This is a genomic window from Nocardioides sp. OK12 (genome assembly GCF_024341885.1).
Taxonomy (GTDB): domain Bacteria; phylum Actinomycetota; class Actinomycetes; order Propionibacteriales; family Nocardioidaceae; genus Nocardioides; species Nocardioides marinisabuli.
Window position 1 is genome coordinate 62872 of record NZ_BNET01000004.1, and the last position, 25623, is coordinate 88494.

Sequence of the window (25623 nt, forward strand, 5' to 3'; positions counted from 1 at the left end):
ATGGCGCGACTGTGTGAGACCGAGGGCCTCGGCGAGGACCAGCAGGAGATCCTCAAGGCCGTGCGCGGATTCGTCGAGAAGGCGATCCTGCCGGTGGCCACCGAGCTCGAGCACGCCGACGAGTACCCCACCGAGATCGTCGAGGGGCTCAAGGAGCTCGGTGTCTTCGGGCTGATGATCCCCGAGGAGTACGGCGGCCTGGGCGAGTCGCTGCTGACCTACGCGCTGTGCGTGGAGGAGATCGCCCGCGGCTGGATGAGCGTCTCCGGCGTCATCAACACCCACTTCATCGTCGCCTACATGCTGATGCAGCACGGCACCGAGGAGCAGAAGCAGAAGTACCTGCCCCGGATGGCCACCGGCGAGGTCCGCGGCTCGTTCTCGATGTCCGAGCCCGGCCTGGGCTCCGACGTCTCGGCGATCAAGACCAAGGCGACCAGGAACGACGACGGCGGCTACACGATCGACGGCCAGAAGATGTGGCTGACCAACGGTGGCTCCTCCAACCTCGTCGCGGTGCTGGTCAAGACCGACGAGGGCTCCGACAGCGTCTACAAGAGCATGACGACGTTCCTGGTCGAGAAGGAGCCGGGCTTCGGCGAGACCGCCCAGGGCGTCACCGTGCCCGGCAAGATCGACAAGATGGGCTACAAGGGCGTCGACACGACCGAGCTGGTCCTCGAGGGCCACCGGATCTCGGCCGACCAGGTGCTCGGCGGGGAGTCGGGCAAGGGCTTCTACCAGATGATGGACGGCGTCGAGGTCGGCCGCGTCAACGTCGCGGCCCGCGCCTGCGGCGTGTCCAACCGGGCCTTCGAGCTGGCCATCGCCTACGCCCAGCAGCGCGAGACCTTCGGCAAGCCGATCGCCCAGCACCAGGCCATCCAGTTCAAGCTCGCCGAGATGGCCGTCAAGGTCGAGGCCGCCCACGCGATGATGGTCAAGGCCGCCCGGCTCAAGGACAAGGGCCAGCGCAACGACGTCGAGGCCGGCATGGCCAAGTACCTGGCCGCGGAGTACTGCAACGAGGTCGTCGAGGCCTCCTTCCGCATCCACGGCGGCTACGGCTACTCCAAGGAGTACGAGATCGAGCGCCTCTACCGCGAGGCCGCGTTCCTGCTCATCGGTGAGGGCACCGCCGAGATCCAGAAGATGATCATCGGCCGCAGCCTGCTCAAGGACTACAAGCTCACCTGAGCCCGGTCGTCGAGCCCGCTGGGGCTCAGGAACCGGCGTCGCGGCCCTGGCCGCGGCGCCGGTTCTTCTTGCCGCCCTTGTTGCCGCCCTTGCCCTGGCCGGGACGCTTGACGCCGCCGTCGCGCAGCACGTGCACCAGCGCGGCCACGGCGGCGTCGAGCTGGTCCTCGACGCCCACCGCGGCCGGGTCGGCCCCGGGCACGTCGAGCGGCTCGAGCTCGCCGAGATCGCCCACGACGCGCACGCCGCTGTCCTCGATGGCCGCCACCATGGCCTGCGAGCGCTTGCGCAGCCAGCGCGGCACCGCGAAGCCGATCGGCTCCTCGTCGCGCCGGCGGTGCACCAGGACGTGCTTGCCCAGCGCCTTGATCTTCTTGTTGTACTCCGGCAGCGCCAGGTCGCCGACGTGCTCGTTGATGCGGCCCATCAGCAGCGCGGAGGCCACGCCCAGGGACTCGTTGGCGCGCGGCGCCTCGTCCCACTGCGAGCCGGTGATGCCCGCGACCTCGCAGAAGCGCTCCCACAGCAGCTCCCCGGGCGCGCCGGGCGGTGGCACCGTCACCACCGTGACGTGCTCGGGGCCCAGCACCTCGGCCCAGCGGCCCACGACCCGGTCAGCCGCCTGCTGACGCCAGAAGCGGCGTCCGGCGTCGCCGCCGTCCTGCAGGGCGGCGAGGTACTCGCTCCAGCCCCAGGACTGACGGTTCTTGAGGGTCTCCTGCCACATGGCCGGCACGCTGCGGCCCAGGTCGCGCACCGTCACCACCACGTCGACGGGGGAGCCGGCGAGGTCGTCGCGGACCTGGCGGATGCGCTCGGCCGAGATCGGGCCGAGGTACTCCATCGAGACGATCGCGGTGCCGGGGTGGGCCCGCAGCTCCTCGGCCAGCGAGGCCCAGGCGCCGTCCTCGGCGTGCTTGGAGCCGATCAGGTCGGAGACCGCGCGGGCGTGCCGGGCCCAGGTGGGGCCCGGGAACAGCACCCCCTGCTCGGCCAGGCGCTCCCGGTTGACGTTGAGCCGTCCCTGGATGAAGGTCGTGCCCGACTTCATCAGTCCGACGTGCAGCAGCACCCGCTCCGCCATCGTCCGCCTCTCCCTCGACCTCGCTCCGCCGGCGACATCCTCGCACGACGGCTCAGCTGGCGGGCTCGGCCACCTCGACGTCGCGCAGGCGGTAGCCGATCTCCTCGTCGACCACCTGCTCCGAGCGGTCGATCGCGACCGAGGACGGGTAGTCCTGGTCCTCGGGCCAGTCCACCTCGACGCGGTGGGCGTCGGGGTCGTCGGCGGCCTCGATGACCTCGTCGATGGTCAGGACCCTGGCCAGCGGGACGTCCTCGCCGGCCTGGGCCCCGCCCCGCCCGCCGCTGCGTGCGTACACCGCCGAGACGACCTCGTCGTCGGCCACCGTGACCCGGATCGGCACCCCGGCGTCGGGGCAGTAGCAGGTCAGGGTCAGTGTGTAGGAGTAGTCGGTGGGCCCGAAGCCGTCCGGGTCCTCGGTGGGCTCCGAGGTGGGCTCCGAGGTGGGCTCCTGGCTGGGCGAGCCGCTCGCGGCGGGGTCCTCGGCGAGACCGGGGTCGCTGTCGCCGCAGCCGGCGAGCAGCAGGGCGAGCACGGGCAGGGCGGCACGGGCGGCACGGGCGGGGGTCATGGCCGTTGGACGGCTGCGGGGCGGTCGCGGTTGCACGGGCCCATCCTGCGCCACCCCGCCGCCGTGACGAAGGCCACCCCGCCGGGGGCTGACGTCCCGGCACGGGTCCGACACGATGGGCCCGTCCGGCCGCGGCCACCGCCGCGGCCCCACCCGATCAGGAGGAGCCAGCCGTGCAGTTCGGTCGCAGCTACGAGGAGTTCGAGGTCGGCGCGACCTACAAGCACTGGCCCGGCAAGACGGTCACCGAGTTCGACGACCACATGTTCTGCCTGCTCACCATGAACCACCACCCGCTGCACCTCGACAGCAACTACGCCGAGGAGACCACGCAGTTCGCCAAGAACGTCGTGGTGGGCAACTACGTCTACTCGATCCTGCTCGGCATGTCGGTGCCCGACATCTCCGGCAAGGCGATCGCCAACCTCGAGATCGAGTCGCTGCGCCACGTCGCCCCGACCTTCCACGGCGACACGCTCTACGGCGAGACGCGGGTGCTCGACAAGTGGGAGAGCACCTCCAAGGACGACCGTGGCGTGGTCCACGTCGAGACCATCGGCTACAACCAGGACGGGAAGATCGTGTGCATCTTCCGGCGCAAGGTGATGGTCCCCAAGGACAACTACCTCGAGCAGCGCGGTGGCGAGCAGCCCGGACGGCCGGTGCCCCAGCCGGACAAGAACTGGCCGGGGCCCGACGCCGAGGCATGAGCCCGGGCTGAGCCGCTACGCCTCCTCGAGGTGGGGTTCGAGCGGGCTCTCCCCGCGCAGCAGCCGCAGGTGCAGCCCGCGGGTCTGGTGGGAGGGCTCGACACCGAGGTCGTCGACCAGGCAGGCACGGAAGTCGGCGTAGACCCGCAGCGCGTGCGCCACGTCGCCGAGGCCCGAGAGCGCCGTCATCAGCGTGCGCACGGCGATCTCGGAGGTCGGCTCGAAGTGCAGCGCCGCCTTGGCCAGCGTCGCCGCCTCGCGGTGGCAGCCGATGGCCACGGCGCACTCCGCCGCGTCGGTGAGCAGGTCCTGGCGCACCAGGCGCAGCCGCTCGCGCTCGCTGCGGACCCAGCTGTGGTCGTCGTCGTAGGCGTGCAGGTCGTCGCGGTAGAGGTCGCGGGCATCCAGCGCCGCCATCGCCCCCTCGCTGGGCCGGCCCTGCTCGCGCATCACCCGCACCCGTGCGGCGATCTGCTCGAAGGCGGCCACGTCGACCCAGACCCCGGTTAGCACCAGGCTGTCGTGGATGCGCACGACCGAGTCCTTGTCGCCCAGGAGCCGTCGCACCTCGCTCACCGCGGTGCGCAGGCTGCCGCGCCCGCGCTCCCGGCTGGCGTCGGGCCAGAGCCGCTCGATGATGGTCTCGACCCGCACCGGACGCTCGACGTGCAGCGCCAGCATGCGCAGCAGGTCCATCGTCTTGCCCGTGCGCCAGTCGGACGGGTGCACCGGTGTCCCGTCGGCCCGGACGACGAAGAGGTCGTCGAGCAGACGGATCCTGGTGATTCCTACAGGTGGCGTACTTCTCATCCGCGTTCCCCCCAGCTGACCCGCCTCGTGAGCAGGTCCCGAGTGCAGCACCGGTATGACCGCTCCACGAGTCTCTCTCCTCTTGGTGTGATCTTCAACTCAGAGGACTCCTCACCTTTCCCCTGATGGTGTAAAGGGCGCATCCCCCAGATAGGGGACGGCTCGTCGCCGTCGCTGCGGACCCCCCTCAGGCGGGGGTACCCAACATCGGGGTATTGGCCCGTCGGCCCCGCGGGCCGCCTCCGGAGCGGTCGCACGATGGTCGCCCGGCGCCGTGGTGACCTCCCGACGCCGTCGTGCGAGTGCTGGAGGGGCCATGAGAGCAGCAGTCATCGGGCTGGGGTACGTCGGGGCGGTCACCGCCGCAGGACTGGCCGCACGCGGCCACGAGGTGGTGGGCGTCGACGTCGACGGGTCCAAGGTGGCCCAGCTGTCGGCCGGGCGCAGCCCCGTCGTGGAGCCGGGGCTGGTCGAGCTGATCGGTGCGGGCGTGGCCTCGGGCCGGCTGCGGGCGACGACCCGGGTGGCCGAGGCGCTCGAGCAGACCGAGGTGTGCCTGATCTGCGTCGGGACGCCCTCCGGCGCGCACGGCGAGACCGACCTGGGCCACATCGAGCGGGCCCTCGGCGAGGTGCGCGAGGCGCTGCGCGAGGCCACGCCGCCCGAGGGCGGCCTGCTCTCGGTGGTCGTGCGCTCGACGGTGCCGCCCGGCACGGGCGACCAGGTCGTCACGCCCGTCTTCGACGACGCGGCCGCCGACGGCTGGCAGGTCGGCACCGCCATGTGCCCGGAGTTCCTGCGCGAGGGCTGCGGCGTGGCCGACTTCTACGAGCCGCCGTTCCTCGTGGTCGGCACCGACCACCCCGGCACCCGTGCGCAGCTCGAGCAGCTCTTCGCCTTCCTCGACATGCCCGCGCACCACGTCGACGTGCGCACGGCCGAGGCGCTGAAGTACGCCTGCAACGCCTTCCACGCGACCAAGGTCGTCTTCGCCAACGAGGTGGCGCGGGTCTTCCGCTCCTACGGGGTCGACGCGCGCCGGGTGATGGAGATCTTCTGCGAGGACCACAAGCTCAACATCGCCGCGGCCTACCTGCGCCCGGGGTTCGCCTTCGGCGGCTCCTGCCTGCCCAAGGACCTGCGCTCCCTGCACCACATGGCCCGCGAGAGCGACGTCGACGTGCCGCTGATGTTCGCCACCCTGACCAGCAACGAGCTGGTGGTGCGCGAGGTCGTCGACCGCGTCGTGGCCACCGGCCGCTGCCGGGTGGGGATGCTGGGGCTGAGCTTCAAGGCCGACACCGACGACGTCCGCGAGAGCCCCAGCGTCGACCTGGCCGAACGGCTGGTCGGCAAGGGCTACGACGTGCGCATCTACGACCCCGTGCTGGTGCCCGAGGACCTGGTGGGGGAGAACCGCGCCCACCTCGCCTCCCGCCTGCCGCACCTGAGCCGGCTGCTGGCGCCGACCCCCGAGGCCGCGCTGGCCGGGGCGGACGTCGCCCTGGTCTCCAGCGCCGCGGCTCCCGCGCTCGAGGCGCTGCTGGCCGCCGACCCGTCCGTCGTGCTCGACCTGCACGGGGCGCTGGGCCCCGAGGTCGAGGCGCTGGCGGGCTACCGGGGGACCGGGTGGTGACGCGGCACACCACCCCCGGCGCCACCGGCCGGCCCGGGGCGGCCCGGGTGCTGGTCGTGGTGCAGAACCTGCCGGTCCCCTTCGACCGGCGGGTGTGGCTGGAGTGCCGCACGCTGCGGCGGGCCGGGCACGACGTCACCGTCGTGTGCCCGCGCGGCAGCGGCACCGGGCGGCACCAGGTCGTCGACGGCGTGAGCATCCACGCCTACCGGCCCTACGCGCCGGGCGGCGGTGCGCTGGGCTACCTGACCGAGTACGTCTGGTCCTTCCTGGCCACCGCCTGGCTGGTGCTGCGGGCCCGGCGCGGCGGCCGCTTCGACGTCATGCAGGCCTGCAACCCGCCCGACATCTTCTGGCCGCTCGCGCGCTGGCTGCGCCTGCGCGACGGCACCCGCTTCCTCTTCGACCACCACGACCTGTGCCCCGAGCTCTACGAGTCGCGCTTCCCCGAGGGCTCGCGCCTGGCCCACCGCGGGCTGCTGGCCCTCGAGCGCGCCACCTTCCGCACGGCCGACCGGGTGGTCTCGACCAACACGTCGTACGCCGCCGTGGCGGTCGAGCGGGGCGGCAAGGCACCCGAGCACGTGCGGGTGGTGCGCACCGGCCCCGACCTCGAGCGGCTGCGGGCGGTGGAGCCCGACCCGGCGCTGCGCCGCGGCCGGCGGCACCTGGTGGCCTACCTGGGGGTGATGGGCCCCCAGGACGGCGTCGACCTGGTCGTCGCCGCGGCCGACGTCGTGGTCAACCGGTGGGGGCGCGACGACGTCGCCTTCGCGGTGATGGGCGGCGGCGACTGCCACGCCGAGCTCGTCGCCGAGCGCGACCGGCTGGGCCTGCAGGACGCGGTCGAGATGCCCGGACGGGTCAGCGACGAGCACATGCTCGCGGTGCTCTCCACCGCCGACGTGGGGCTCTCGCCCGACCCCAGCAACCCGCTCAACGACGTCTCGACGATGAACAAGACCATGGAGTACATGGCCCTGGGCCTGCCGGTGCTGGCCTTCGACCTGCCCGAGACGCGGGTCTCGGCGGCCGACGCGGCCCGGTTCGTCCCCCGTGGGGCGGGGGCCGAGGACTACGCGCGAGCCCTCCTGGAGCTGCTCGACGACCCGGAGCGGCGTGAGCAGATGTCGCGCACGGGACGGGCGCGGGTGGAGGAGGAGCTGGCCTGGGTGCACCAGGAGCAGGGCTACCTCGCCGTGGTCGAGGAGCTGGCCGGGCGGGTCCGGGACCTGCAGGAAGCGCAGGGCTGAGCGGTGTGCGGGATCGCGGGCGCCTACCAGCAGGACGACGGCAAGGTCCTCGTCACGACGATGACCGACCGGCTCGAGCACCGCGGGCCCGACGCGCGGGGGGTCGTGGAGCTGGTCGACCCCACGACCTCGGTCGTGCTGGGGCACCGGCGCCTGTCCATCATCGACCCGGTCACGGCCTCCGACCAGCCGCTGGTCAAGGACGGCCTCCGCCTGGTCTACAACGGCGAGGTCTACAACTACCGCGAGCTGCGCCGCGAGCTCGAGGGGCACGGGGTGCGCTTCGCGACGGCCTCGGACACCGAGGTCGTCCTGGAGGCCTGGCGGGCCTGGGGCAACGCCGGCCTGGCCCGGCTGCGCGGGATGTTCGCGCTGGCGCTGCACGACGAGCGCACCGGCTGCCTGACCCTGGCCCGCGACCCGTTCGGCATCAAGCCGCTCTTCGTGCTGCGCCGGGGCGCCGGCATCGTGTTCGCCTCCGAGCTCAAGGCCGTCGTCGAGGCGCTGGGCCCCGAGCTGGGGGTCGACCCGGCCGGCATGGTCGCCTCCACGCTCTACTACTGGCTGCCCACCGAGTGCGACGCGGTGCGCGGCGTGCGCAAGCTCGAGCCCGGCACCTGGTCGGAGCACCGCCCCGACGGCAGCACGCGCACCGGGGTCTTCTGCAGCATCGCCGAGGAGGCCGCCGCGGCGGCGGCCGGCCCGCCGGTCGACCTGGCCGCCACCGTCGAGGACTCGGTGCGCGCCCACCTGGTCGCCGACGTCCCGGTCGCGACCTTCCTCAGCGGAGGGCTCGACTCCAGCATCATCACCGCGCTGGCGCACCGCCACGACCCCGACGTGGAGGCCTGGACGATCGGCTTCCGCGCGGTGGACCGGCGGATGGAGGCGATGCCCGACGACGCGGCGTACGCGCGCCGGCTCGCCCGGCAGCTGGGGGTGCGGCTGCACGAGATCGAGATCGGGCCCGACGTGGTCTCGATGCTGCCGCGGATGGTCGACGTGCTCGACGAGCCGGTCGGGGACCCGGCCGCGCTCAACACCTTCCTGATGTGCGAGGCCGCCCGCGGCGCGGGCGTGGAGGTGCTGCTGTCGGGCACCGGCGCCGACGAGCTCTTCGGGGGCTACCGCAAGCACCTGGCCAACCTGCTGGCCGCCCGCTACCGCCGCCTGCCCGCGCCGCTGCGCTCGCGGGTGCTGGGGCCCGCGGTCGAGCGGCTGCCGGTCGCGCTGGCCGGGCGGGGGGTGCGACCGGTGCGCTGGGCGCAGCGCTTCGTCGCCTTCGCCGGCCTGCCCGAGGAGGAGGCGTTCCGCCGCAGCTACACCCTGCACGACCCGGAGGGGCTGCGGGCGCTGCTCGACCCCGACCTGGGCGGGCTCGTCGACGACCTGGTGGACCAGCACCGCGCCACCTACGAGGACACCTCCTTCGAGGACCACCTCGACCGGATGTGCCTGGCCGACGCGCGGATGTTCCTGCCGGGGCTGAACCTGACCTACACCGACCGCGCCTCGATGGCCGCCTCCACCGAGGTCCGGGTGCCGTTCGTCGACATCGAGGTGCTGCGCGCGGCCTTCGCGCCGCAGGCCGTGCCCAAGATCGACGGACGGGTGCAGAAGGCCGGGCTGAAGCGGATCGCCCGGGCCTGGCTGCCCGACGAGGTCATCGACCGGCCCAAGGCGTCCTTCGGGGCACCGCTGCGGGCCTGGACCACCCACGACCTGCGACCCATGATCGACGACCTGCTCCTGCACGGGGAGCTGGTCGGCTCCGGGTTCCTGCGCCCCGGGCCCCTGACCGCGCTGGTGCACGACCAGCGCAGCGGACGCCGCGACCGCTCCCAGCAGCTGTGGCAGCTGCTCAGCCTGGAGCTGTGGTTCCGCAACGCCCGCGACGCCGGGGTCGGTGTCGCGCGATGAGAAGACCCGACGAGGAGACGCGCATGTGGCACGTGGCCCAGAACTACAGCTCCGGTGAGCTCGCGGTGCTCGACGCGCCCGTGCCCTCCTGCCGGCCCGGCGGCGTGCTGGTGCGCACGTCGTACTCGCTGATCTCGACCGGCACCGAGCTGATGAAGGTCTCCGAGGCGCGGATGTCGCTGCTGGCCAAGGCCCGCCACCGCCCCGACCAGGTCCGCCAGGTCCTCGACGCGGTGGCGGCCAACGGGGCGGTGGCGACCTACCGCAAGACCCGCCAGCGCCTCGACAGCTGGACCCCGCTGGGCTACTCGCTGTGCGGCGTGGTCGTCGAGGTCGGCCACGGGGTGCAGGGCCTGGAGGTGGGCGACCTGGTCGCCGCGGCCGGCAACGAGTTCGCGCTGCACGCCGAGGTCAACTGGGTGCCGCGCAACCTGTGCGTGCGGGTGCCCGAGGGGGTGCTCGCCGAGCACGCGGCGTTCGCCACCGTGGGCGCGATCGCGATGCAGGCGCTGCGCCGCGCCGAGGTGCAGCTCGGCGAGACCGCGTGCGTGGTCGGCCTGGGGCTGGTCGGCCAGCTGCTGGTGCGGCTGCTGGTCAACGCCGGCGTGCGCGTGGTGGGCGTCGACACCCTCGAGGAGCGCTGCCGCACCGCCGAGGAGGGCGGGGCGATCGGCTGCGCCGGGCCCGACCCCACCGGGGTGGCCCGCCTCGAGACGCTCCTGCGCGCCGGCGCCCCCGGCGGCGCCGACCACGTCTTCCTCGCCGCGGGCGGGACCAGCAACGGGCCCGTCGAGCTGGCGGCCCGGCTGGCGCGCGACCGCGCCTGCGTCGTCGACATCGGCAAGACCCGCCTCGACCTGCCCTGGAACGCCTACTACGAGAAGGAGCTCGACGTCCGCTTCTCGCGCTCCTACGGGCCCGGGCGCTACGACGACCGCTACGAGATCGACGGCATCGACTACCCGCTCGGCTACGTGCGCTGGACCGAGGAGCGCAACATCGCCTGCTTCCTCGCGCTGCTCGCCGACGGCTCGCTGGACATCAGCGGGCTCGTCTCCAGCAACCACCCGGTCACCGACGCGCCGGCGGTCTACGACGAGCTGCGCTCGGGCGGGGTCACCGGCGTGGGGCACCTGCTGTCCTACCCCGCGCGCGACGGCGAGGGCCCGGCGTACGCCGAGGCGCCGGTGCGCCCGGTCCGACGCGCGACCCGGCCCACGGTCCGCCCGCGCAGCGGGGCCGTGCGCCTGGGCGTCATCGGCGCCGGCAGCCACGCCTCGTCGATGCTGCTGCCGGGCCTGGCGGCCGCCGGGGACGTCGACCTCGTGCGGGTGGCCACCGCGACCTCGCTGTCGAGCATCAACGCCCAGCGGGCCTTCGGCTTCGCCTCCGCGGGCACCGACGCGCAGGCCGTCGTCGAGGACGACACCCTCGACGCCGTGCTGGTCGCAACCCGGCACCGCACCCACGCCGACCTGGTCTGCGCCGCGCTCGAGAGCGGCAAGGCGGTCTACGTGGAGAAGCCCCTGGCGCTCTCCGAGGAGGAGCTGGGCCGCGTCGAGGAGACGATGGCGCGCACCGGCAACGAGCGGCTCATGGTCGGCTTCAACCGCCGCTTCGCGCCCTCCTTCCTCGACCTGCGGCGGCGCTTCGGCGGCGAGGGCGAGCCGGTGTCGCTGCGCTACCTGGTCAACGCCGGACGCCTGGGCGCGAGCAGCTGGTACCTCGACCGGGCGGAGGGCTCCCGCTTCGTGGGCGAGGGCGGGCACTTCATCGACCTGCTGAGCGCCTGGACGGGGGAGGACCCGGTCGACGTCTGCGCCCAGCGCCCGGGCGACGGGGAGGACGTGAGCGTCCTGCTGCGCTTCGCGGGGGGCTCGCTGGGCACGATCACCTACGCGACCGGCGGCTCCCGGCGCTGCGGCAAGGAGAGCCTCGACGTGCTCGGGGGCGGGCGCAGCGCGCTGCTCGACAACTTCGCGCGCACCACGGTGTGGAGCGAGCGCGGCCGCGACGTGCGCCGCTCCCGCACCGGCCCCGACAAGGGGCACCGCGCCGCGGTCGCGGCCTTCGTGACCGCGGTGCGCACCGGCGGCCCGATGCCGATCGACCCGGCCTCGCTGGTGACCACCACCCGGACGACGCTGGAGGCGGCACGATGAGCACACCCCTGTCCTGGTACGCGCGCCGGCTGACGCGGATGTCGACCCGCGAGGTCGCGCTGCGCGTGGGCGACGAGGCACGCCGCGCCGTGGTGGTGCACACGCTGCCGCAGCGGGCCGGCGCACCCGTGCCCGGGCTGCTGGAGCCGCGCCGCTTCGCCTCACCGGTGCCCGACGCGTCGGTCGAGCTGGTGCTCCCGCACGACGTCGCGGCGCTCACCTCGGCGGCCGACCGGCTGCTGGCCGGGCGCTGGAGCGTGCTGGGCCGCGAGCGCACCGACCTGCGCGACCCCGACTGGTTCCTCGACCCCTTCTCGGGCACCCGGGCGCCCCAGGACGTCCTGGCCTTCCGCATCGACCACCGCGACCCGGGGGTGACCGGTGACGTCAAGCAGGTCTGGGAGCTCTCGCGCCACCAGCACGTGACGGTGCTCGCCGGCGCCTACTGGCTCACCGGCGAGGACGAGTACGCCGAGGCCGCCGCCCACCAGCTGCGCTCGTGGTGGGCGGCCAACCCGGTGCTGCGCGGGGTGCACTGGACCAGCGGCATCGAGCTCGGGCTGCGGCTGGTCTCGTGGGCCTGGACCCGTCGGCTGCTCGACGGGTGGTCGGGCGTGCGCGACCTCTTCGAGGACGACGACGGCGCCCTGGCCCAGCTGCGCTGGCACCAGGAGCACCTGCGCAGCTTCCCCAGCCGTGGGAGCTCGGCCAACAACCACGCGGTCGCCGAGAGCTGCGGCCGCCTGGTCGCCGCCTGCGCCTTCCCGTGGTTCGAGGAGAGCGAGCGGTGGCGGGTCGAGGCCGGGCGCCAGCTGCGCCGCGACCTGCGGAGCAACACCTTCGCCGACGGGCTCAACCGTGAGCAGGCCGGCGACTACCACCGCTTCGTGTGCGAGCTGGCAGCGTTGGCGCTGGTCGAGGCCCGCGCCGCCGGGCACCCCGGGGACGGCCCCGACGCCGACCTCGTGACCGCGGGCCTCGACGCGGCCGCGGCGCTGCTGGACCGCAGCGGGCGCCCACCGCGCCACGGTGACGGCGACGAGGGCCGCGCGCTGCTGCTGGCCGACCCCGCCGAGGACCCGTGGGAGCAGCTGCTCGGGCTCGGCCAGGCGCTCGTCGGGCCCCAGCCCTGGTGGCCGCGCCGTCGCGGCGGTGTGGTCTCGGTGCTGGTCGCGGCTCTCCTGGGCCCGGCGGCAGCCGGTGCGGGGGAGCGCCCGGCGACGCGTCCCGACGTCTTCGAGGGCGCCGGGCTCGCCCTGCTGCGCACCCCGGCGGGGGTCCGGCCCGAGATCTGGTGCCGCGTCGACGGCGGCCCGCACGGCTTTGGGTCGCTGGCCGCCCACGCGCACGCCGACGCGCTGTCGCTGGAGGTGCGCCACGACGGGGTCGACGTGCTCGCCGACCCGGGCACCTACTGCTACCACGGGGAGCCGGGCTGGCGCGGCTACTTCCGCTCCACCGCCGCCCACAACACCATCGAGGTCGACGGCCTCGACCAGTCGACGCCCGGGGGGCCCTTCCTGTGGACCCAGCACGCCCGGTCCCAGGTCGACCACGTCGAGGTCGGTGACCTCGACGTGCAGGTCTGGTCGGCGCACCACACCGGCTACGCCCGGCTCGACCCGGCGCTGCGCCACGACCGCGCCGTGCGCCTGGACCGGCGCTCGGGCGCGCTGCAGGTCCTCGACGAGCTGACCGCCTCGCGCACCCACGCGATCCGTATGTCCTACCACCTGGGTCCCGAGGTCGAGGCCGCGCTGCACGGGTCGCTGGCCCGGCTCGGCTGGACCCGGCCGGGCCTCGACGAGCAGGTCGTGGCGCTGCTGCACCTGCCCCCCGAGCTGGAGTGGACCTGGCACCGGGGCGAGGAGGACCCGCCCCTGGGGTGGTGGTCGGAGGGGCTGGGCCGTCGCCGGCCCAGCACCACGCTGGTCGGCCGCGGTGAGCTGCACCACCGGGTGCAGCTGCGCACCCTGCTGCTCCTCGACGTCGAGGGAGGGCCGCAGCATGTCTGAGCAGAACCTCGACCTGGGCGCGGTCTGGGCCACGCTGCGCCGTCACCTCCGGCTGCTCCTGCTGGTGCTCGTGGTCGGCGCCGTCGCGGGGGTCGCGCTGGCGGTGTACCGCCCGCCCCAGTGGACGAGCACCAGCGTGGTCCTGCTGCCACCGTCCTCGGAGTCGGGGGTGGGCGCCGCCGAGCGCGACTCCGGCACGCAGGTGCGCGTGGCCACCAGCGACCTGGTGCTCGGCCAGGCCGGCCGCCGGGTCGTGCCGCCGCTGGACCTCCACGAGGTGCAGGAAGCGGTCGAGGTGAGTGCGACGACCCCCGACGTGCTCCGCTTCACCGCGCACGCCGACGGCCCCGAGGAGGCGCGCGAGCTGGCCGACGCCGCTGCCGCGGCCGAGCTGCGCTACATCTCCAGCGCCGCCGCCCGGCTGCGCGACGCCGCCCGCTCCGGACGCGAGACCCGCCTGCAGACCCTGCGCGCCACCCTGCGCACCGTCGACCGCGACATCCGCGCCACCACCGAGCGCCGCGACGCCGAGGTCTTCGGCTCGGTCGCCGAGAAGGCCCTCACCGCGGCCCTCGCCCAGCTCACCGCCCAGCAGGCGTCGCTGGTGCTGCAGGCCGACCAGGTCGCCGAGGCGGCCTCGGCCGACGTGGGCCGCGACACCGCCTCGCTGATCGAGGCGGCCTCGCCGGCGACCCGCCCCGGACTGGTGCTGCAGCGGGTCCTGCACGGCCTCGCCGGAGCCGCCGCCCTGCTCCTGCTGGCGATGCTCGCGCTGCTGGTCTCGGCACGGCGCGACCGGCGCCTGCGCTTCCGCGACGAGATCGCCGACGCGCTGGGCAGCACCGTGGTGGCCTCCCTCTCCTCGCGCCCCGCCCGCAACGTGGCCGGCTGGCGCACCATGCTCGGGCGCTACGTCCCCGGCCCGGTCGACGCGTGGTCGCTGCGCCAGGTCCTGCGCCAGGTGCTGCCCGCCGGGACGCTGGCCCGGATCCACGGCGCCGGGACGGAGGGCCCAGGGGGCCCGGGAGGCGCTGGCGGCCCCGGCGGCACGAGCGCCGACGTGGTGGTCGTGACCCTCTCCGACGACCCCGCCGCACTGGCGCTGGGCCCCCAGCTCGCGACGTACGCCGCGTCCGTGGGGCTGCGCACCCGCCTGGTGCCGCACCACGGCCACGGCTCGGCGGCAGGGCTGTGGGCGGCCTGCGCCCGCGTGCACCCCGAGCACGAGCTGCGCGGGCACCTGTGGGTCAACCGTCCGCTCCACGAGGGTTCGCCCGAGGACCTGCGGGTGCTGATGGTCGTGCTCGACCGGGTGCGCCCGGAGCGGCCCGAGCTGCCCCACGGCTGCATCGGGGTCGTGGCCGTCGGCGCCGGTGCGGCGACCGCCGCGGACCTGGCCCGGGTGGCCGTCGCCGTCGACGAGGCCGGGGTCGACGTGCAGGGCGTGGTCGTGCTGGACCCCGACCGCCTCGACCGGACGACGGGGCGCCGGCTCCAGCCCGACCGGCTGCGCGAGCCGCAGCTGCCGGTGCGCCTGACCGGCACGCTGCCCGCCGAGCGGCGCGGCCGCAGCCGTCTCGGGGCAGCCGGCCGCTCGAACGGACACGACGGAGGTGCGCTGTGAGGACGTCAGCCTGGTCGAGCGACGCGGAGCCGGTCGAGGACCCCGAGCTCGAGGAGGTGGCGCCGGCCCTGGTGAGCCTGCACTTCCTGCGTCGCGCGCTGCGCCGCCGCTGGCGCACGTGGGCCGGGTGCGCCCTGGCCGGGGTGCTGCTGGGCGCGGCGATCGCGCTCGCCCTGCCACCGCGCAGCGCCGCCAGCGTGACGCTGCTGCTGGCGCACCCCGACGGCGCCGACCCGTCCATGGCGATGAACACCGACGTCAGCCTGCTGCGCACCCGCACCGTGGCCGAGCGGGTCGTGGGGGAGCTGGGGCTCGACCTGGAGCCCGACGAGCTCCAGGACGCGCTCACGGTCACGGTCGAGACGACCACGGTGCTGCTGCTCGAGGTGGACGGACCCGACCCCGCCGAGGCGCAGCGCCGCACCGAGGCGGTCGCGCGGACCTTCCTCGACTTCCGCAACGAGACCATGGCGGTGCAGACCGAGGCCCGGACCGACCGCTACCGCATCCGGGTCGAGGCGCTGCAGAACGAGGCCCGCACGCTCAGCTCGCAGTACGACGTGCTCAGCGACAGCGGGCGGCGCGGCCGGGCCGAGGCCGCCGAGGTCCTGACCCGGCGGGCCCAGGTGGACGCGCAGATCAGCGAGCTGGAGCAGGAGATCGAGCGCACCCGCATCGTCGAGGGAGCGGTCGCCGGGGCGAGCCACGTGCTCGATCCCACGACCACCCTGGACGGGCGGTCGCTGGCCCGCGGCCTGGCCCTCGACACGACCGCGGGGCTCGTGGTCGGCGGCTCCGTGGGGGTCGGCTGGGTCCTGCTCGGCGCACTGCTGTCCCAACGCGTGCGGCGGCGCGACGAGATCGCCCTGGCGCTCGGCACCACCGTGCGGTGCAGCGTGGGCCGGGTCCCGGCCCACGTCCCCCGGGGCGGCATCCGCCCCGGTCGTCGCCGACGCGCGCTCGAGCGGGTCGTCGACTGCCTGGCCGGCATGGTGGCCCCCGACGTGGCCACCGACGCCGGGCCGGTGCGGTGGGCCGTCGGGTCGGTGCAGAACGCTCCCGAGACGACCGTGGTCGCCGCGGCGCTGGCCGTCGACCGGTCCCGGGCGGGGCGGCGGGTCCTGGTGGTCGACCTGACCGAGCGTGGCCGGGTCGGGCGGGCGGTCGCGCGACTGTGGACCGGACCGGGCACCCGACCGGTGGTGCTGCGGCCCTCGGGGGTCCCGCTGCGCACCGTGGGTCCGGTCCCGGGCACCGAGCTGGCGCCCTCGACGGTGACGGAGGCCGAGTCGGCCGCCGACCTGGTGCTCGTGGTGGTCGACATCGACCCCGCGGTGGGGCTCGACCACGTGGCCGTGCGCGCCGAGCGCCTGGTGGTCGTGGCCAGCGCGGGCGGCTCGACCGCCGAGCGCCTGCGCACCACGGCCGAGCTGGTGCGCGCGGCGGGGCTCGAGCTCGCCGGGGCCGCGCTGGTGGGCGCCGACCCGCTCGACGACAGCCTGGGGCTGGCACCGGTGGACGCCGACGAGGCCGACGGGGCCGGCGCCCGCTCGGGCCGCACGCTGCTGCCGGGCCGGTGGGGCCGGTGAGCACGGCGCTGGCGCGCACGCCGGACCCCGACCTCCTCGGCGGCCGGCGGGAACGGGCCCTGGTCGGCTTCGCCTGGGGGGCGCTGGTCCTCAACGTGCTGACGTACGCCGAGACCGCCACGATCGTCCCGCTGCCCCAGCTGGTCGGCTCGGCGCTGACCCAGGGCGCGGTGCTGGTGGCGCTGCTGCTCGCGCTGCTGGCCAACCCCGGGGCGGTGGTGCGCCCGCAGCTCTTCCTGCTGCTGCTCACGGTGCTGGCGATCGGCGCCACAGCGGCCAGCCTCTACTCCGAGTTCCTGCTCTCCGCGACCTACCGGGCCGGCCGGATGGTGCTCTTCGTGGTCGTCCTGTGGCTGCTCAGCACCTGCTTCGGGCGCCGCGACATGCTCCTGCTGCGGATGCACCGCCTCACCCTGGCGGTGGTGATGGGCACCGTGTACGTCGGGGCGCTGGTCGCCCCGGGGCTCGCCTTCGCCTTCCAGGACCGGCTGGCCGGGGTGCTGTGGCCGATCCCGCCCACCCAGGTGGCGCACTACGCGGCCGTCCTGCTCGGCACGTCGCTGCTGCTGTGGATGTGCCGGCTGGTGGCCGGGGTGCGGGCCGGGCTGATGGTGCTGCTCTCGCTGCTGCCGCTCGTCGCGACGCACACCCGCACCGCCGTGATCGGGGTGGTGGTCGCGATGCTGGTCGCCTCCCTGAGCCTGGTCGTGGGCCACGTGCGGGTGCGGCGCACCCTGGTGGTCGCGGGCGGCGGCGGCGCGGTCCTCGCCGCCCTGTTCGTCTCGCCGCTCACCGTGTGGCTGCTGCGCGGGCAGTCGGCCGACGAGGCCAACAGGCTGACCGGGCGCACCGACGTGTGGAGCGCGGTCGCCGACCTCGAGCGGCCCTGGGTGGAGGACCTCTTCGGCTGGGGCCTCTCCGACCAGTCCTTCAACGGCCTGCCGATCGACAGCAGCTGGGTGGCCACGTACGTCGACCAGGGCTGGCTCGGTGTCGGCGTGCAGACCGCGGTGCTGCTGCTCCTGCTGATGCTGGCGGTCGTCCACCGGCCCGGCCCCGAGCGGGCCGTGGCGCTGTTCCTGGTCGTCTACTGCATCGTCGCCTCGATCACCGAGACCGGGCTGGGCGCCCCGTCGGTCTACCTGCTCGACCTGACGGTCGCCGCCTCGCTGCTGGTGCCCGGCTGGCGGGCGAGGCAGCCGTGAAGGTCGTCGTGGTGCACGGTCGCTACCGCTCGGTCGCGCCGAGCGGTGAGAACCGGGTCGTGGACCAGGAGGTGCGGATGCTCCTGGACGCCGGTCACGACGTGCAGACCTACGAGCGGCACAGCGACGACATCGGCGACTGGCCGGCGCGGCGCCGGGCGATGCTGCCGCTGCACAGCGTGCGCAACGGGCCGGTGCGCGGCGACCTGGCCGCGTACCTGGAGCGCGAGCGGCCCGACGTGGTGCACGTGCACAACACCTTCCCGCTGCTCAGCGCCTCGGTGCTGCTGGCCTGCCACGACGCACGCGTGCCGGCGGTCGCCACGGTGCACAACTACAAGCTGCTGTGCGCCAGCGGCGACTTCTACCGCGACGGCTCGCCGTGCCACGAGTGCGCCGACGGCCGGGTCGGGCCGGCGCTGCGGCACGGCTGCTACCGCGCCTCCCACGTCGCGACCGTGCCGGTGGCGGCCGGGCTGGTGCTGAACCGGCGGATCTGGCAGCAGCTGGTGTCGGCGTACCTGCTGATCAGCGACTCGCAGCGCCAGCTCCTGAGGGGCCTGGCGCTGCCCGAGGAGCGGGTCTTCGTCAAGCCGAACTTCGTGGACCGCGCGGAGGCCGCGGGCACCCCGCGCGAGCACCTCGTGGCCCACCTGGGCCGCCTCGACGAGGCCAAGGGCGTCCGGCTCACGATGGCCGCCTGGGAGCAGCACGAGCGCAGCGCCCCGGGCTCGCGGCTGCGGCTGGTGATCGCCGGCGGCGGACCGCTCGAGGACCTCGTGCGCGAGTGGGCGTCCCGGCGCAGCCACGTCCGGTTCGTCGGCACGCTCGAGCCGGCGGCGGTCGGCGAGCTGCTCGACCGCGCGCTGCTGGCCGTCGTGCCCTCGGCGTGGGAGGAGGTCTTCGGCCTGGTGGCCGTCGAGGCCATGGCCCACGGGGCGGTGCCGGTGGCACCGGCCCGCGGCTCCTTCCCCGAGCTGGTGCGCGACGGCTGGGACGGGGTCCTCTTCGAGCCCGGCAGCGCCGCCGCCCTCGCACGGGTGCTCGGCCAGGCCGACCGCGACCCCGAGCACCACCTGGCCCTGGGCGCGCGCGCCCGGGCCACCAGCCGCCGCCGGTTCTCGCCCGAGCGCAACCTCGACCAGCTGCTCGCGGTCTACCGCTACGCCATCGCCCACCCCGCAGGAAGGACGTCCCATGCTCCTCGTCCCCACACCGACCGCGCCGTCAGCCCGGCACCCGCAACGGAGGGCTGAGTCGTGAGGACCCCACGGGTGAGCATCGGGCTGCCGGTCTACAACGGCGCCGACTACCTGGCCCAGTCCCTCGACGCCCTGCTCGGGCAGACCTACGAGGACCTCGAGGTCGTGGTCTCCAGCAACGCCTCGGACGACGGCACCGACGAGCTGCTGCACGAGTACGCCGCCCGCGACCCGCGGGTGAGGGTCGAGCGGCTGCCGCGCAACGTGGGCGCGGCGGCCAACCACGACGTCGTGCTGCGCCGCGCGCGCGGCGAGCTCTTCAAGTGGGCCTCGGCCGACGACCTCTACGCCGCCGACCTCGTCGAGCAGTGCGTGCGGCTGCTCGCCGAGCACCCCGACGCGGTGCTGGCGCACTCGTGGACGGCGGCGGTCGACGAGGCCGGCACGGTGGTCCAGGCCCACGAGTACCCGCTGCTCACCAACTCCCGGCAGGCCTCGCGCCGCTTCCGCAGCATGCTCCTCGACGGCGACCACATGCCCGGCGCCCTGCGCTCGGACGACTTCTACGGCCTGGTGCGTGCCGACGTGCTGCGGCGGGTGCGTCCGCACGACAGCTTCTACCGCGCCGACCACGTGTTCGTCAGCGAGCTGGTGCTGCACGGCCGCTTCGTGCAGGTGCCCGACTGGCTGTACTTCCGACGCCACCACGGCGGCCGTCTCTCCCACGACGAGGCGACGGTGCGCTCGTGGTGCGCCTCCCTCGACCCGCGGCGCGAGGACCGGCTGCGCCACCCCACCGCGCGGCTGGTCGGCGAGATGGTCACCGGCTACGTCGGCGCGGTGCAGCGCTCGCCGCTGGACGCCGCCGAGAAGCGCGCCTGCCTGCGCGCCCTGGCGCAGTGGGGCGCCTCGCGCGCCGCGCGCCGGCTCGGGGGCGGCGACCCGGGCGTCCCCGCCGAGGAGTACGACGTCGCGCCGCAGCGTCGCGACCTGGCGGCCCGGGTGGTGGCCGGCCAGGCGGCGCACCCGTGAGCGGCCCCCGGATCGGTCTCCTGGGCCGGCTCGGGTCGGGCAACCTGGGCAACGACGCGAGCCTCGAGGTGGTGCTGGACCTGGTGCGCCGCCGACGGCCCGACGCCCGGGTGGGGGTGATGTGCTCGGGGCCCCGGGTGGTCGCCGAGCGCCACGCCGTGCCCGCCGTCGCCCTGCACCACGCGGCCGGCCACGGCCCGGCGGCGTGGCGGGTGCTCGTCGGGGTCGTCGTCGACACCGTGCGCATCAGCGCCTGGGTGCGGCGCCAGGACGTCGTCATCGTGCCCGGCATGGGCACCCTGGAGTCGACGTTGCACGAGCGTGCCTGGCAGATGCCCTGGACGCTCTTCGTGATGACGCTCAGCGGACGGCTGTGGCGCACGCGGGTCGCCCTCGTGGCCGTCGGGGCCGGGGCCGTGCCCGAGCCCGTCCAGCGCCGGCTCCTGGTCGCGGCGGCGCGGATGGCGGGCTTCCGCTCCTTCCGCGACGAGCAGTCGCGCGAAGAGATGCGACGCATGGGCCTGCGCAGCCGCGACCCGGTCGTGCCCGACGTGGTGCTGGCCCTGGCCGTGCCCGAGCGGCCCGCGCCACCGGCGCGCAGCGTGGGCGTCGGCGTGATGGCGTGGTCGGGCTCCAACGGCGAGCGCGGGCGCGCTGCCGAGCTGGCGGCGGCGTACGTCGTCGAGATGGGTCGCGTCGTGACCCTGCTGCTCGAGCGCGGCTTCGCGGTGAGCCTGCTGGTCGGTGACGACGACGACGTGCCCGTGGCCAGGCAGGTGGCCGCCGCGGTCGGCGAGGACCGGGTCACGCTGGTGCTGCCGACCACCCCGGCCGAGCTGGTCGAGGCGGTCGGGTCGGTCGAGGTCGTGGTGGCCACCCGCTACCACAACGTCGTGGGCGCGCTGCGCTGCGCGACCCCGGTCGTGGCCCTGTGCTACGCCCCCAAGCACCACGCAGTGATGGACATGATGGGGGTCGGGGAGCTCTGCCACGACCTGCGTGGCCTCGAGGCGGGGCGCCTGGTCGAGCAGGTCGAGGACGTGCACGCGCGGCGCCAGGCGGTCCGGGCCGGGCTGGTGCGCCGGCTCGAGGAGGTCCGCCCGGTGCTCGAGGAGCACCTCGACGCGGTGGCCGGCCGCGTCCTGCTCGCCGCCCCGGAGGTCCCGGCATGACCGGGCCGGCCGGGCTGACCGCACGCCGCTCCGCGCTGCTGCGCACCGCGGGGCGCCTGGGGTGGGGGGTGGCCGACCAGGGGGTCTCCAGCGCCAAGAACTTCGTCCTGGGTGTCTTCGTGGCCACGACGCTGGGAGCCCAGAGCCTCGGCGCGCTCGGCCTGGTGCTGGTGACCTACGCGATCGTGCTGCAGGCGGCGCGCGGCCTGGCCACCGACCCGCTGATGGTGCGCTACACCGGGACCGAGCCGCGGACCTGGCGCTCCTCGAGCGCCGCCGCCACGGCCATGGCGACCGTCGTGGGCGTGGTGGCCGGCGCGGTCTGCCTCGCCGGCGGGGCCGTGCTGACCCGCTGGGTCAGCGGCGAGGGCGGAGCGGCGTTCACCGCCCTGGCGCCCTGCCTGCCGGTGCTGGCGCTCCAGGACAGCTACCGCTACGCCTTCTTCGCCGCGGGACGCGGGGGCGCTGCCTGTGCCACCGACATGGTGTGGGCCGTCTCGCTGGTGCTGCTGCTGCCCCTGGGTGCGCCCCTGGGCCTCGACGGCATCGCCTGGGCGGTCGTGGCCTTCGGCGCCGGTGCCGGTCTCTCCGCCCTGTTCGCAGCCTGGCAGGCCCGGACCCTGCCCGACCCCCGGCGGGTGGTCTGGTGGTGGCGCGAGCACCGCGACCTGGGCTCCCGCTTCCTGGGCGAGAACATGACGCTGGGCGTGGGCCAGCAGGTCACCGTCCTGGTCGTCGCCGCCGTCGCCGGGCTCGGGGCGCTGGGCGCCGTCCGCGGGGCGGAGATGCTGATCGGGCCGGTGGCGAGCCTGCTGATGGGGATCTCCCAGGTGGCGGTGCCCGAGGCCGTGCGCGCCCGCGCCCGGGGTCGTACGGCGCTCGAGCGGCTGTGCCGCGCCCTCAGCGGCGGGCTGGCCGCCGTCGCGCTGCTGTGGGGTGTCCTGGTCTTCGTGGTGCTGCCCTACGGGCTGGGCGACCGGCTGCTCGGGGAGGTCTGGCAGGACGCGCACGCGCTCTTGCCGGCCGTGGTCGTCGGTGCCACGGCGGGCTGCCTGCACGTCGGCCCGTCGGCCGGGCTGCGCGCCCTGGGCCGGGCCGACCTGACGCTGCGCATGCAGGCGCTCGTGACCACGATGTACGCCGTGCTCGGCACCGCCGGCGCGGCGTACGCCGGCGCCGGGGGCATGGTGTGGGGCACCGCCGCCGCGTCCTGCCTGGGCGCCGTGGTGTGGTGGACGGCGCTCGACCGGGCCGCGCGCGCGGCGCTGCCGCTGCCGCCGGCCACCGCGCTCGTGCCGGCCGAGGAGCTGGACGGCCGTGTCGCCTGAGGTGCTGGTCGCCACGGTGATGCGTCGCGAGGGCGGCAGCGGGGTGCAGACCCACGTGCGCACCCTGGTCGAGCACCTGGAGGCGGCGGGGTCGCCGGTGCGCGTGGTGAGCCCGTTCGAGGCCGGGTCGCCGCTCGTGCGACCCGTCTTCGCGGTGCGCCTGGCGCTGCAGCCCGTCTCGGGGGCCGCCGGCGTGTGGTGGTACCGGCACTGGCACACCGTCTTCCTGCGTGCAGCGCTGGGCCCCGCCCTGGCCGCGGCGCGCGAGGCTGCCGCGGTCCCGCCGGTGGTCTACGCCCAGTGCCCGGGCTCGGCGCTGGCGGCGCTCGAGGTGCGCGACCGGCTGGGTGCTTCGTCGGGCGGTCGGGCGCCGGTGGTGATGGCGGCCCACTTCAACGTCTCGGAGGCCGACGAGTGGGCCGGGAAGGGCGAGATCCGGCCCGGCGGACGGCTCTTCCGCGCCATCCGCGACCTGGAGGCCCGGGTGCTGCCGCGGCTCGACGGGCTCGTCTTCGTCTCCGAGGCGGCCCGTCGCGACTGCCTGGCGCGGGTGCCGGCGGCGGCCGCGGTGCCCTCGGTGGTGGTGCCCAACGCCGTGCCCGCCGGGGCGCCGTCCCCGTCAGCGGGGCCGCTGCGCGACCTGGTCACGGTCGGGTCGCTGGAGCCGCGCAAGAACCAGGGCTACCTGCTCGAGGTCGTCGCCGAGGCCCGCCGGCGCGGCCGGCCCTGCTCGCTGACCGTGGTCGGCGACGGGCCGCAGCGGCGCGAGCTCGAGCGCCGCGCCGTGGCCCTGGGCGTCGAGGACGACGTGGAGCTCGTCGGGCACCGCAGCGACGTGCCCGCCTGGCTGGGTCGGCACCGCGTCTACTGCCACACCGCGCTGACCGAGTCGTTCGGCATCGTGCTGGCCGAGGCGATGCGCGCCGGCCTGCCCGTGCTCGCCGGCGCGGTCGGCGGCATCCCCGAGGTGGTGCGCGACGGCGTGGAGGGGCGGCACTGGCCGCTCGACGACGTCGCCACCGCCACCGACCTGCTGCTCGGGCTGCTCGACGACGACGACGCCCGCCGACGGATGGGTCGGGCGGGGTCGCAGCGGGCCGCGGACGTGCTCGGCGCCGACGTGGTGTGCCCCCGGCTGCTGGGGTTCCTGGCCTCGCTCAGCGCGCGGGGAGCGCCGGCCCCAGCAGGTGGCGGACCTCGCTGAGCGGCCGGGCCGCCCGGTCGCCCGCCGACAGGCAGGTGACCGGCAGCGGCCAGGCGACCGCCAGGTCGGGGTCGTCGTGCGCGATCGCCAGCGACTCGGCCGGGTCGTGGGGGCGGTCGATGCGGTAGGAAGTGTCCGACGGCTCGCGCAGCGACTGGAACCCGTGGGCGCAGCCGGCCGGGATGTAGACCGAGCGCTGCGACTCCTCGGTGAGCTCGAAGCCCTCCCACTCGCCGTACGTCGGCGAGCCGGGGCGCAGGTCGACCACCACGTCGAGCAGCGCACCGCGCGAGCAGCGCACCAGCTTGGCCTCGCCGCGACCGGTGCGCACGTGCAGGCCGCGCACCACGCCGCGGTGCGAGCGCGAGACGCTGTCCTGCACGAAGTCCTCGGCGCGCACGCCGTGCTCGCGCGCCACGTCGGCGTCGAAGGTGCGCACGAACCAGCCGCGCTCGTCGAGCACCGGCTCGGACTCCATCACCAGCACCCCCGCGATCCGGGACCGTGTCACCTGCACGCCGACCACCTCCTGGTCCGAGCCTCGCGTGCGGGCCGCGGCCCGACCTCACGAAATTGAGGTAATCGGTCCGCTCGCCGCGGCCGAGCCCCCGGAGGGGCCGCAGTCTGGTGGCTCCAGCGACGAGGAGGACGAGCATGGGACCACGCAGCTGCCGGCTCTGCGGTGCGGACCTGAGGACCACCTTCGTGGACCTCGGGATGTCACCGCCGTGCGAGAGCTACCTGGCCGAGGAGGACCTGGACCGGGCGGAGGTCTTCCACCCGCTGCACGTGCGGGTCTGCGACGAGTGCCTGCTGGTCCAGCTGCCGGCCTACATCCCGGCCGAGGACATCTTCAGCGACTACGCCTACTTCTCGTCGTACTCCGACTCCTGGGTGCGCCACTGCGAGCGGTTCGTGGAGACCGCGGTGGAGCGGCTCGGGCTCGACGGCGACTCGTTCGTGGTCGAGGTCGCCAGCAACGACGGCTACCTGCTGCAGCACAGCATCGCGCGCGGCATCCGCTCGCTGGGCATCGAGCCGGCCGCCAACGTGGCCGTGGCCGCCGAGGAGCGCGGCGTGCCCACCGAGGTGCTCTTCCTGGGCGAGGAGACCGGTCGCAAGATCGCCGACGTGCACGGTCGCGCCGACCTCGTCGTGGCCAACAACGTCTTCGCCCACGTGCCCGACATCGTCGACTTCAGCCGCGGCATGCGCGAGCTGGTGGCCGACGACGGCCGGGTGAGCATCGAGATCCCGCACCTGCTGCGCCTGGTCGAGGGCCGCGAGTTCGACACGATCTACCACGAGCACTACTCCTACCTCTCGCTGCTGACGACGCAGCGGGTGCTCGCCGCGGCCGGGCTCACCGTCGTCGACGTCGAGGAGCTGCCCACCCACGGCGGGTCGCTGCGCACCTGGTCGGCGCGCACCGAGACCGCGCCGGACCCGTCCGAGGCGGTGGCCCGGGTGCTGGCCGAGGAGGCCCGTGCCGGGCTGCACACGCTCGAGGGGCACGCCGGCTTCGCGGCCTCGGTCGCCGAGGTGCGCGACGACTTCGTGGAGTTCCTCATCGACTGCCGCCGACGCGGGCGCACCGTGGCGGCGTACGGCGCCCCCGGCAAGGGCAACACGCTGCTCAACCACTGCGGCGTCCGGGCCGACCTGCTGTCCTTCGCGGTCGACCGCAACCCGCACAAGCACGGCAGGTTCCTGCCGGGCACCCACATCCCGGTGCTGCCGGTCGAGGCGCTGGCCGAGGCCCGCCCCGACTACGTGGTGATCATGCCGTGGAACCTCCGCAAGGAGATCACGGCCCAGCTCGGCTACGTGCGCGAGTGGGGCGGCCAGCTGGTCGTGGCCCTGCCGCACCTCGAGGTCTTCCAGGCCGGACCGGCCTGACGAGAGGAGT

At 74.9% G+C, this 25623-nt stretch carries 20 protein-coding genes; 16 read left to right on the top strand and 4 right to left on the bottom strand.

What is annotated here, in order from left to right; all coding sequences use genetic code 11:
- Positions 1-1197: an acyl-CoA dehydrogenase family protein gene (locus OCU29_RS10825; RefSeq protein ID WP_179613916.1), complete on the top strand. Its 1197-nt coding sequence runs from the start codon at positions 1-3 to the stop codon at positions 1195-1197.
- Between the two features lie 25 nt (positions 1198-1222).
- Here OCU29_RS10825 and OCU29_RS10830 read toward each other — a convergent pair whose 3' ends face one another.
- On the bottom strand, positions 1223-2281 hold the full coding sequence (locus OCU29_RS10830; protein ID WP_179613915.1) for a hypothetical protein: 1059 nt from the start codon (positions 2279-2281) through the stop codon (positions 1223-1225).
- Positions 2282-2333: 52 nt separating this feature from the next.
- Entirely contained in the window at positions 2334-2852 is a 519-nt protein-coding gene (locus OCU29_RS10835; protein WP_261819930.1) for a DUF6174 domain-containing protein, read from the bottom strand.
- Positions 2853-3025: 173 nt separating this feature from the next.
- Here OCU29_RS10835 and OCU29_RS10840 point away from each other — a divergent pair, with 173 nt between their 5' ends.
- Positions 3026-3562, top strand: a complete 537-nt coding sequence (locus tag OCU29_RS10840; RefSeq protein WP_179613913.1) for a MaoC family dehydratase — start codon at positions 3026-3028, stop codon at positions 3560-3562.
- 15 nt (positions 3563-3577) lie between these two features.
- On the opposite strand, the gene OCU29_RS10845 is transcribed toward OCU29_RS10840, so the two are convergent.
- On the bottom strand, positions 3578-4291 hold the full coding sequence (locus tag OCU29_RS10845; RefSeq protein WP_179613912.1) for a BTAD domain-containing putative transcriptional regulator: 714 nt from the start codon (positions 4289-4291) through the stop codon (positions 3578-3580).
- Positions 4292-4688: 397 nt separating this feature from the next.
- Here OCU29_RS10845 and OCU29_RS10850 point away from each other — a divergent pair, with 397 nt between their 5' ends.
- Genes OCU29_RS10850 through OCU29_RS10910 form a run of 13 tightly spaced genes read left to right on the top strand, consistent with a single transcriptional unit; the run spans position 4689 to position 23714 of the window.
- Positions 4689-6008, top strand: a complete 1320-nt coding sequence (locus OCU29_RS10850) for a nucleotide sugar dehydrogenase (RefSeq protein WP_261819931.1) — start codon at positions 4689-4691, stop codon at positions 6006-6008.
- The gene (locus OCU29_RS10855; protein ID WP_261819932.1) at positions 6005-7261 is read left to right on the top strand and encodes a glycosyltransferase family 4 protein; all 1257 of its coding nucleotides are present in this window, start codon (positions 6005-6007) and stop codon (positions 7259-7261) included. Before OCU29_RS10850 ends, OCU29_RS10855 begins: the two co-directional genes overlap by 4 nt.
- A 3-nt stretch (positions 7262-7264) precedes the next feature.
- Positions 7265-9181 carry an asparagine synthase (glutamine-hydrolyzing) gene (gene asnB, locus OCU29_RS10860; protein ID WP_261819933.1) on the top strand — a complete coding sequence of 639 codons (1917 nt, stop codon included), beginning with the start codon at positions 7265-7267 and terminating at the stop codon, positions 9179-9181.
- A 23-nt stretch (positions 9182-9204) separates the two neighbouring features.
- Positions 9205-11343, top strand: coding sequence for a bi-domain-containing oxidoreductase (locus tag OCU29_RS10865; protein WP_261819934.1), 2139 nt, complete (start codon positions 9205-9207; stop codon positions 11341-11343).
- Positions 11340-13358: an alginate lyase family protein gene (locus tag OCU29_RS10870; RefSeq protein ID WP_179613907.1), complete on the top strand. Its 2019-nt coding sequence runs from the start codon at positions 11340-11342 to the stop codon at positions 13356-13358. The genes OCU29_RS10865 and OCU29_RS10870 overlap by 4 nt, the downstream gene beginning before the upstream one ends.
- Positions 13351-14982: a Wzz/FepE/Etk N-terminal domain-containing protein gene (locus OCU29_RS10875; protein ID WP_261819935.1), complete on the top strand. Its 1632-nt coding sequence runs from the start codon at positions 13351-13353 to the stop codon at positions 14980-14982. The genes OCU29_RS10870 and OCU29_RS10875 overlap by 8 nt, the downstream gene beginning before the upstream one ends.
- Positions 14979-16571, top strand: a complete 1593-nt coding sequence (locus OCU29_RS10880; protein ID WP_261819936.1) for a Wzz/FepE/Etk N-terminal domain-containing protein — start codon at positions 14979-14981, stop codon at positions 16569-16571. Before OCU29_RS10875 ends, OCU29_RS10880 begins: the two co-directional genes overlap by 4 nt.
- Entirely contained in the window at positions 16568-17776 is a 1209-nt protein-coding gene (locus OCU29_RS10885; RefSeq protein ID WP_261819937.1) for a hypothetical protein, read from the top strand. The genes OCU29_RS10880 and OCU29_RS10885 overlap by 4 nt, the downstream gene beginning before the upstream one ends.
- Positions 17773-19032 (top strand): glycosyltransferase, encoded by a 1260-nt coding sequence (locus tag OCU29_RS10890; protein ID WP_261819938.1) that lies wholly within the window; start codon positions 17773-17775, stop codon positions 19030-19032. Before OCU29_RS10885 ends, OCU29_RS10890 begins: the two co-directional genes overlap by 4 nt.
- An 18-nt stretch (positions 19033-19050) precedes the next feature.
- Positions 19051-20010, top strand: coding sequence for a glycosyltransferase family 2 protein (locus tag OCU29_RS10895; protein WP_261819939.1), 960 nt, complete (start codon positions 19051-19053; stop codon positions 20008-20010).
- Positions 20007-21182, top strand: a complete 1176-nt coding sequence (locus tag OCU29_RS10900) for a polysaccharide pyruvyl transferase family protein (RefSeq protein WP_261819940.1) — start codon at positions 20007-20009, stop codon at positions 21180-21182. The genes OCU29_RS10895 and OCU29_RS10900 overlap by 4 nt, the downstream gene beginning before the upstream one ends.
- Positions 21179-22510 (top strand): hypothetical protein, encoded by a 1332-nt coding sequence (locus tag OCU29_RS10905; RefSeq protein ID WP_261819941.1) that lies wholly within the window; start codon positions 21179-21181, stop codon positions 22508-22510. The genes OCU29_RS10900 and OCU29_RS10905 overlap by 4 nt, the downstream gene beginning before the upstream one ends.
- Positions 22500-23714 (top strand): glycosyltransferase family 4 protein, encoded by a 1215-nt coding sequence (locus OCU29_RS10910; RefSeq protein ID WP_261819942.1) that lies wholly within the window; start codon positions 22500-22502, stop codon positions 23712-23714. The genes OCU29_RS10905 and OCU29_RS10910 overlap by 11 nt, the downstream gene beginning before the upstream one ends.
- On the opposite strand, the gene rfbC is transcribed toward OCU29_RS10910, so the two are convergent.
- Positions 23668-24231 carry a dTDP-4-dehydrorhamnose 3,5-epimerase gene (rfbC, locus tag OCU29_RS10915; RefSeq protein WP_258017065.1) on the bottom strand — a complete coding sequence of 188 codons (564 nt, stop codon included), beginning with the start codon at positions 24229-24231 and terminating at the stop codon, positions 23668-23670. The two genes, OCU29_RS10910 and rfbC, sit on opposite strands and share 47 nt — an antisense overlap.
- A 137-nt stretch (positions 24232-24368) precedes the next feature.
- Between rfbC and OCU29_RS10920 the strand changes: the two genes are divergently transcribed.
- Complete coding sequence (locus OCU29_RS10920) at positions 24369-25613, top strand: class I SAM-dependent methyltransferase (protein ID WP_261819943.1); 1245 nt, start codon at positions 24369-24371, stop codon at positions 25611-25613.
- The last annotated feature ends 10 nt before the right edge of the window (positions 25614-25623 follow it).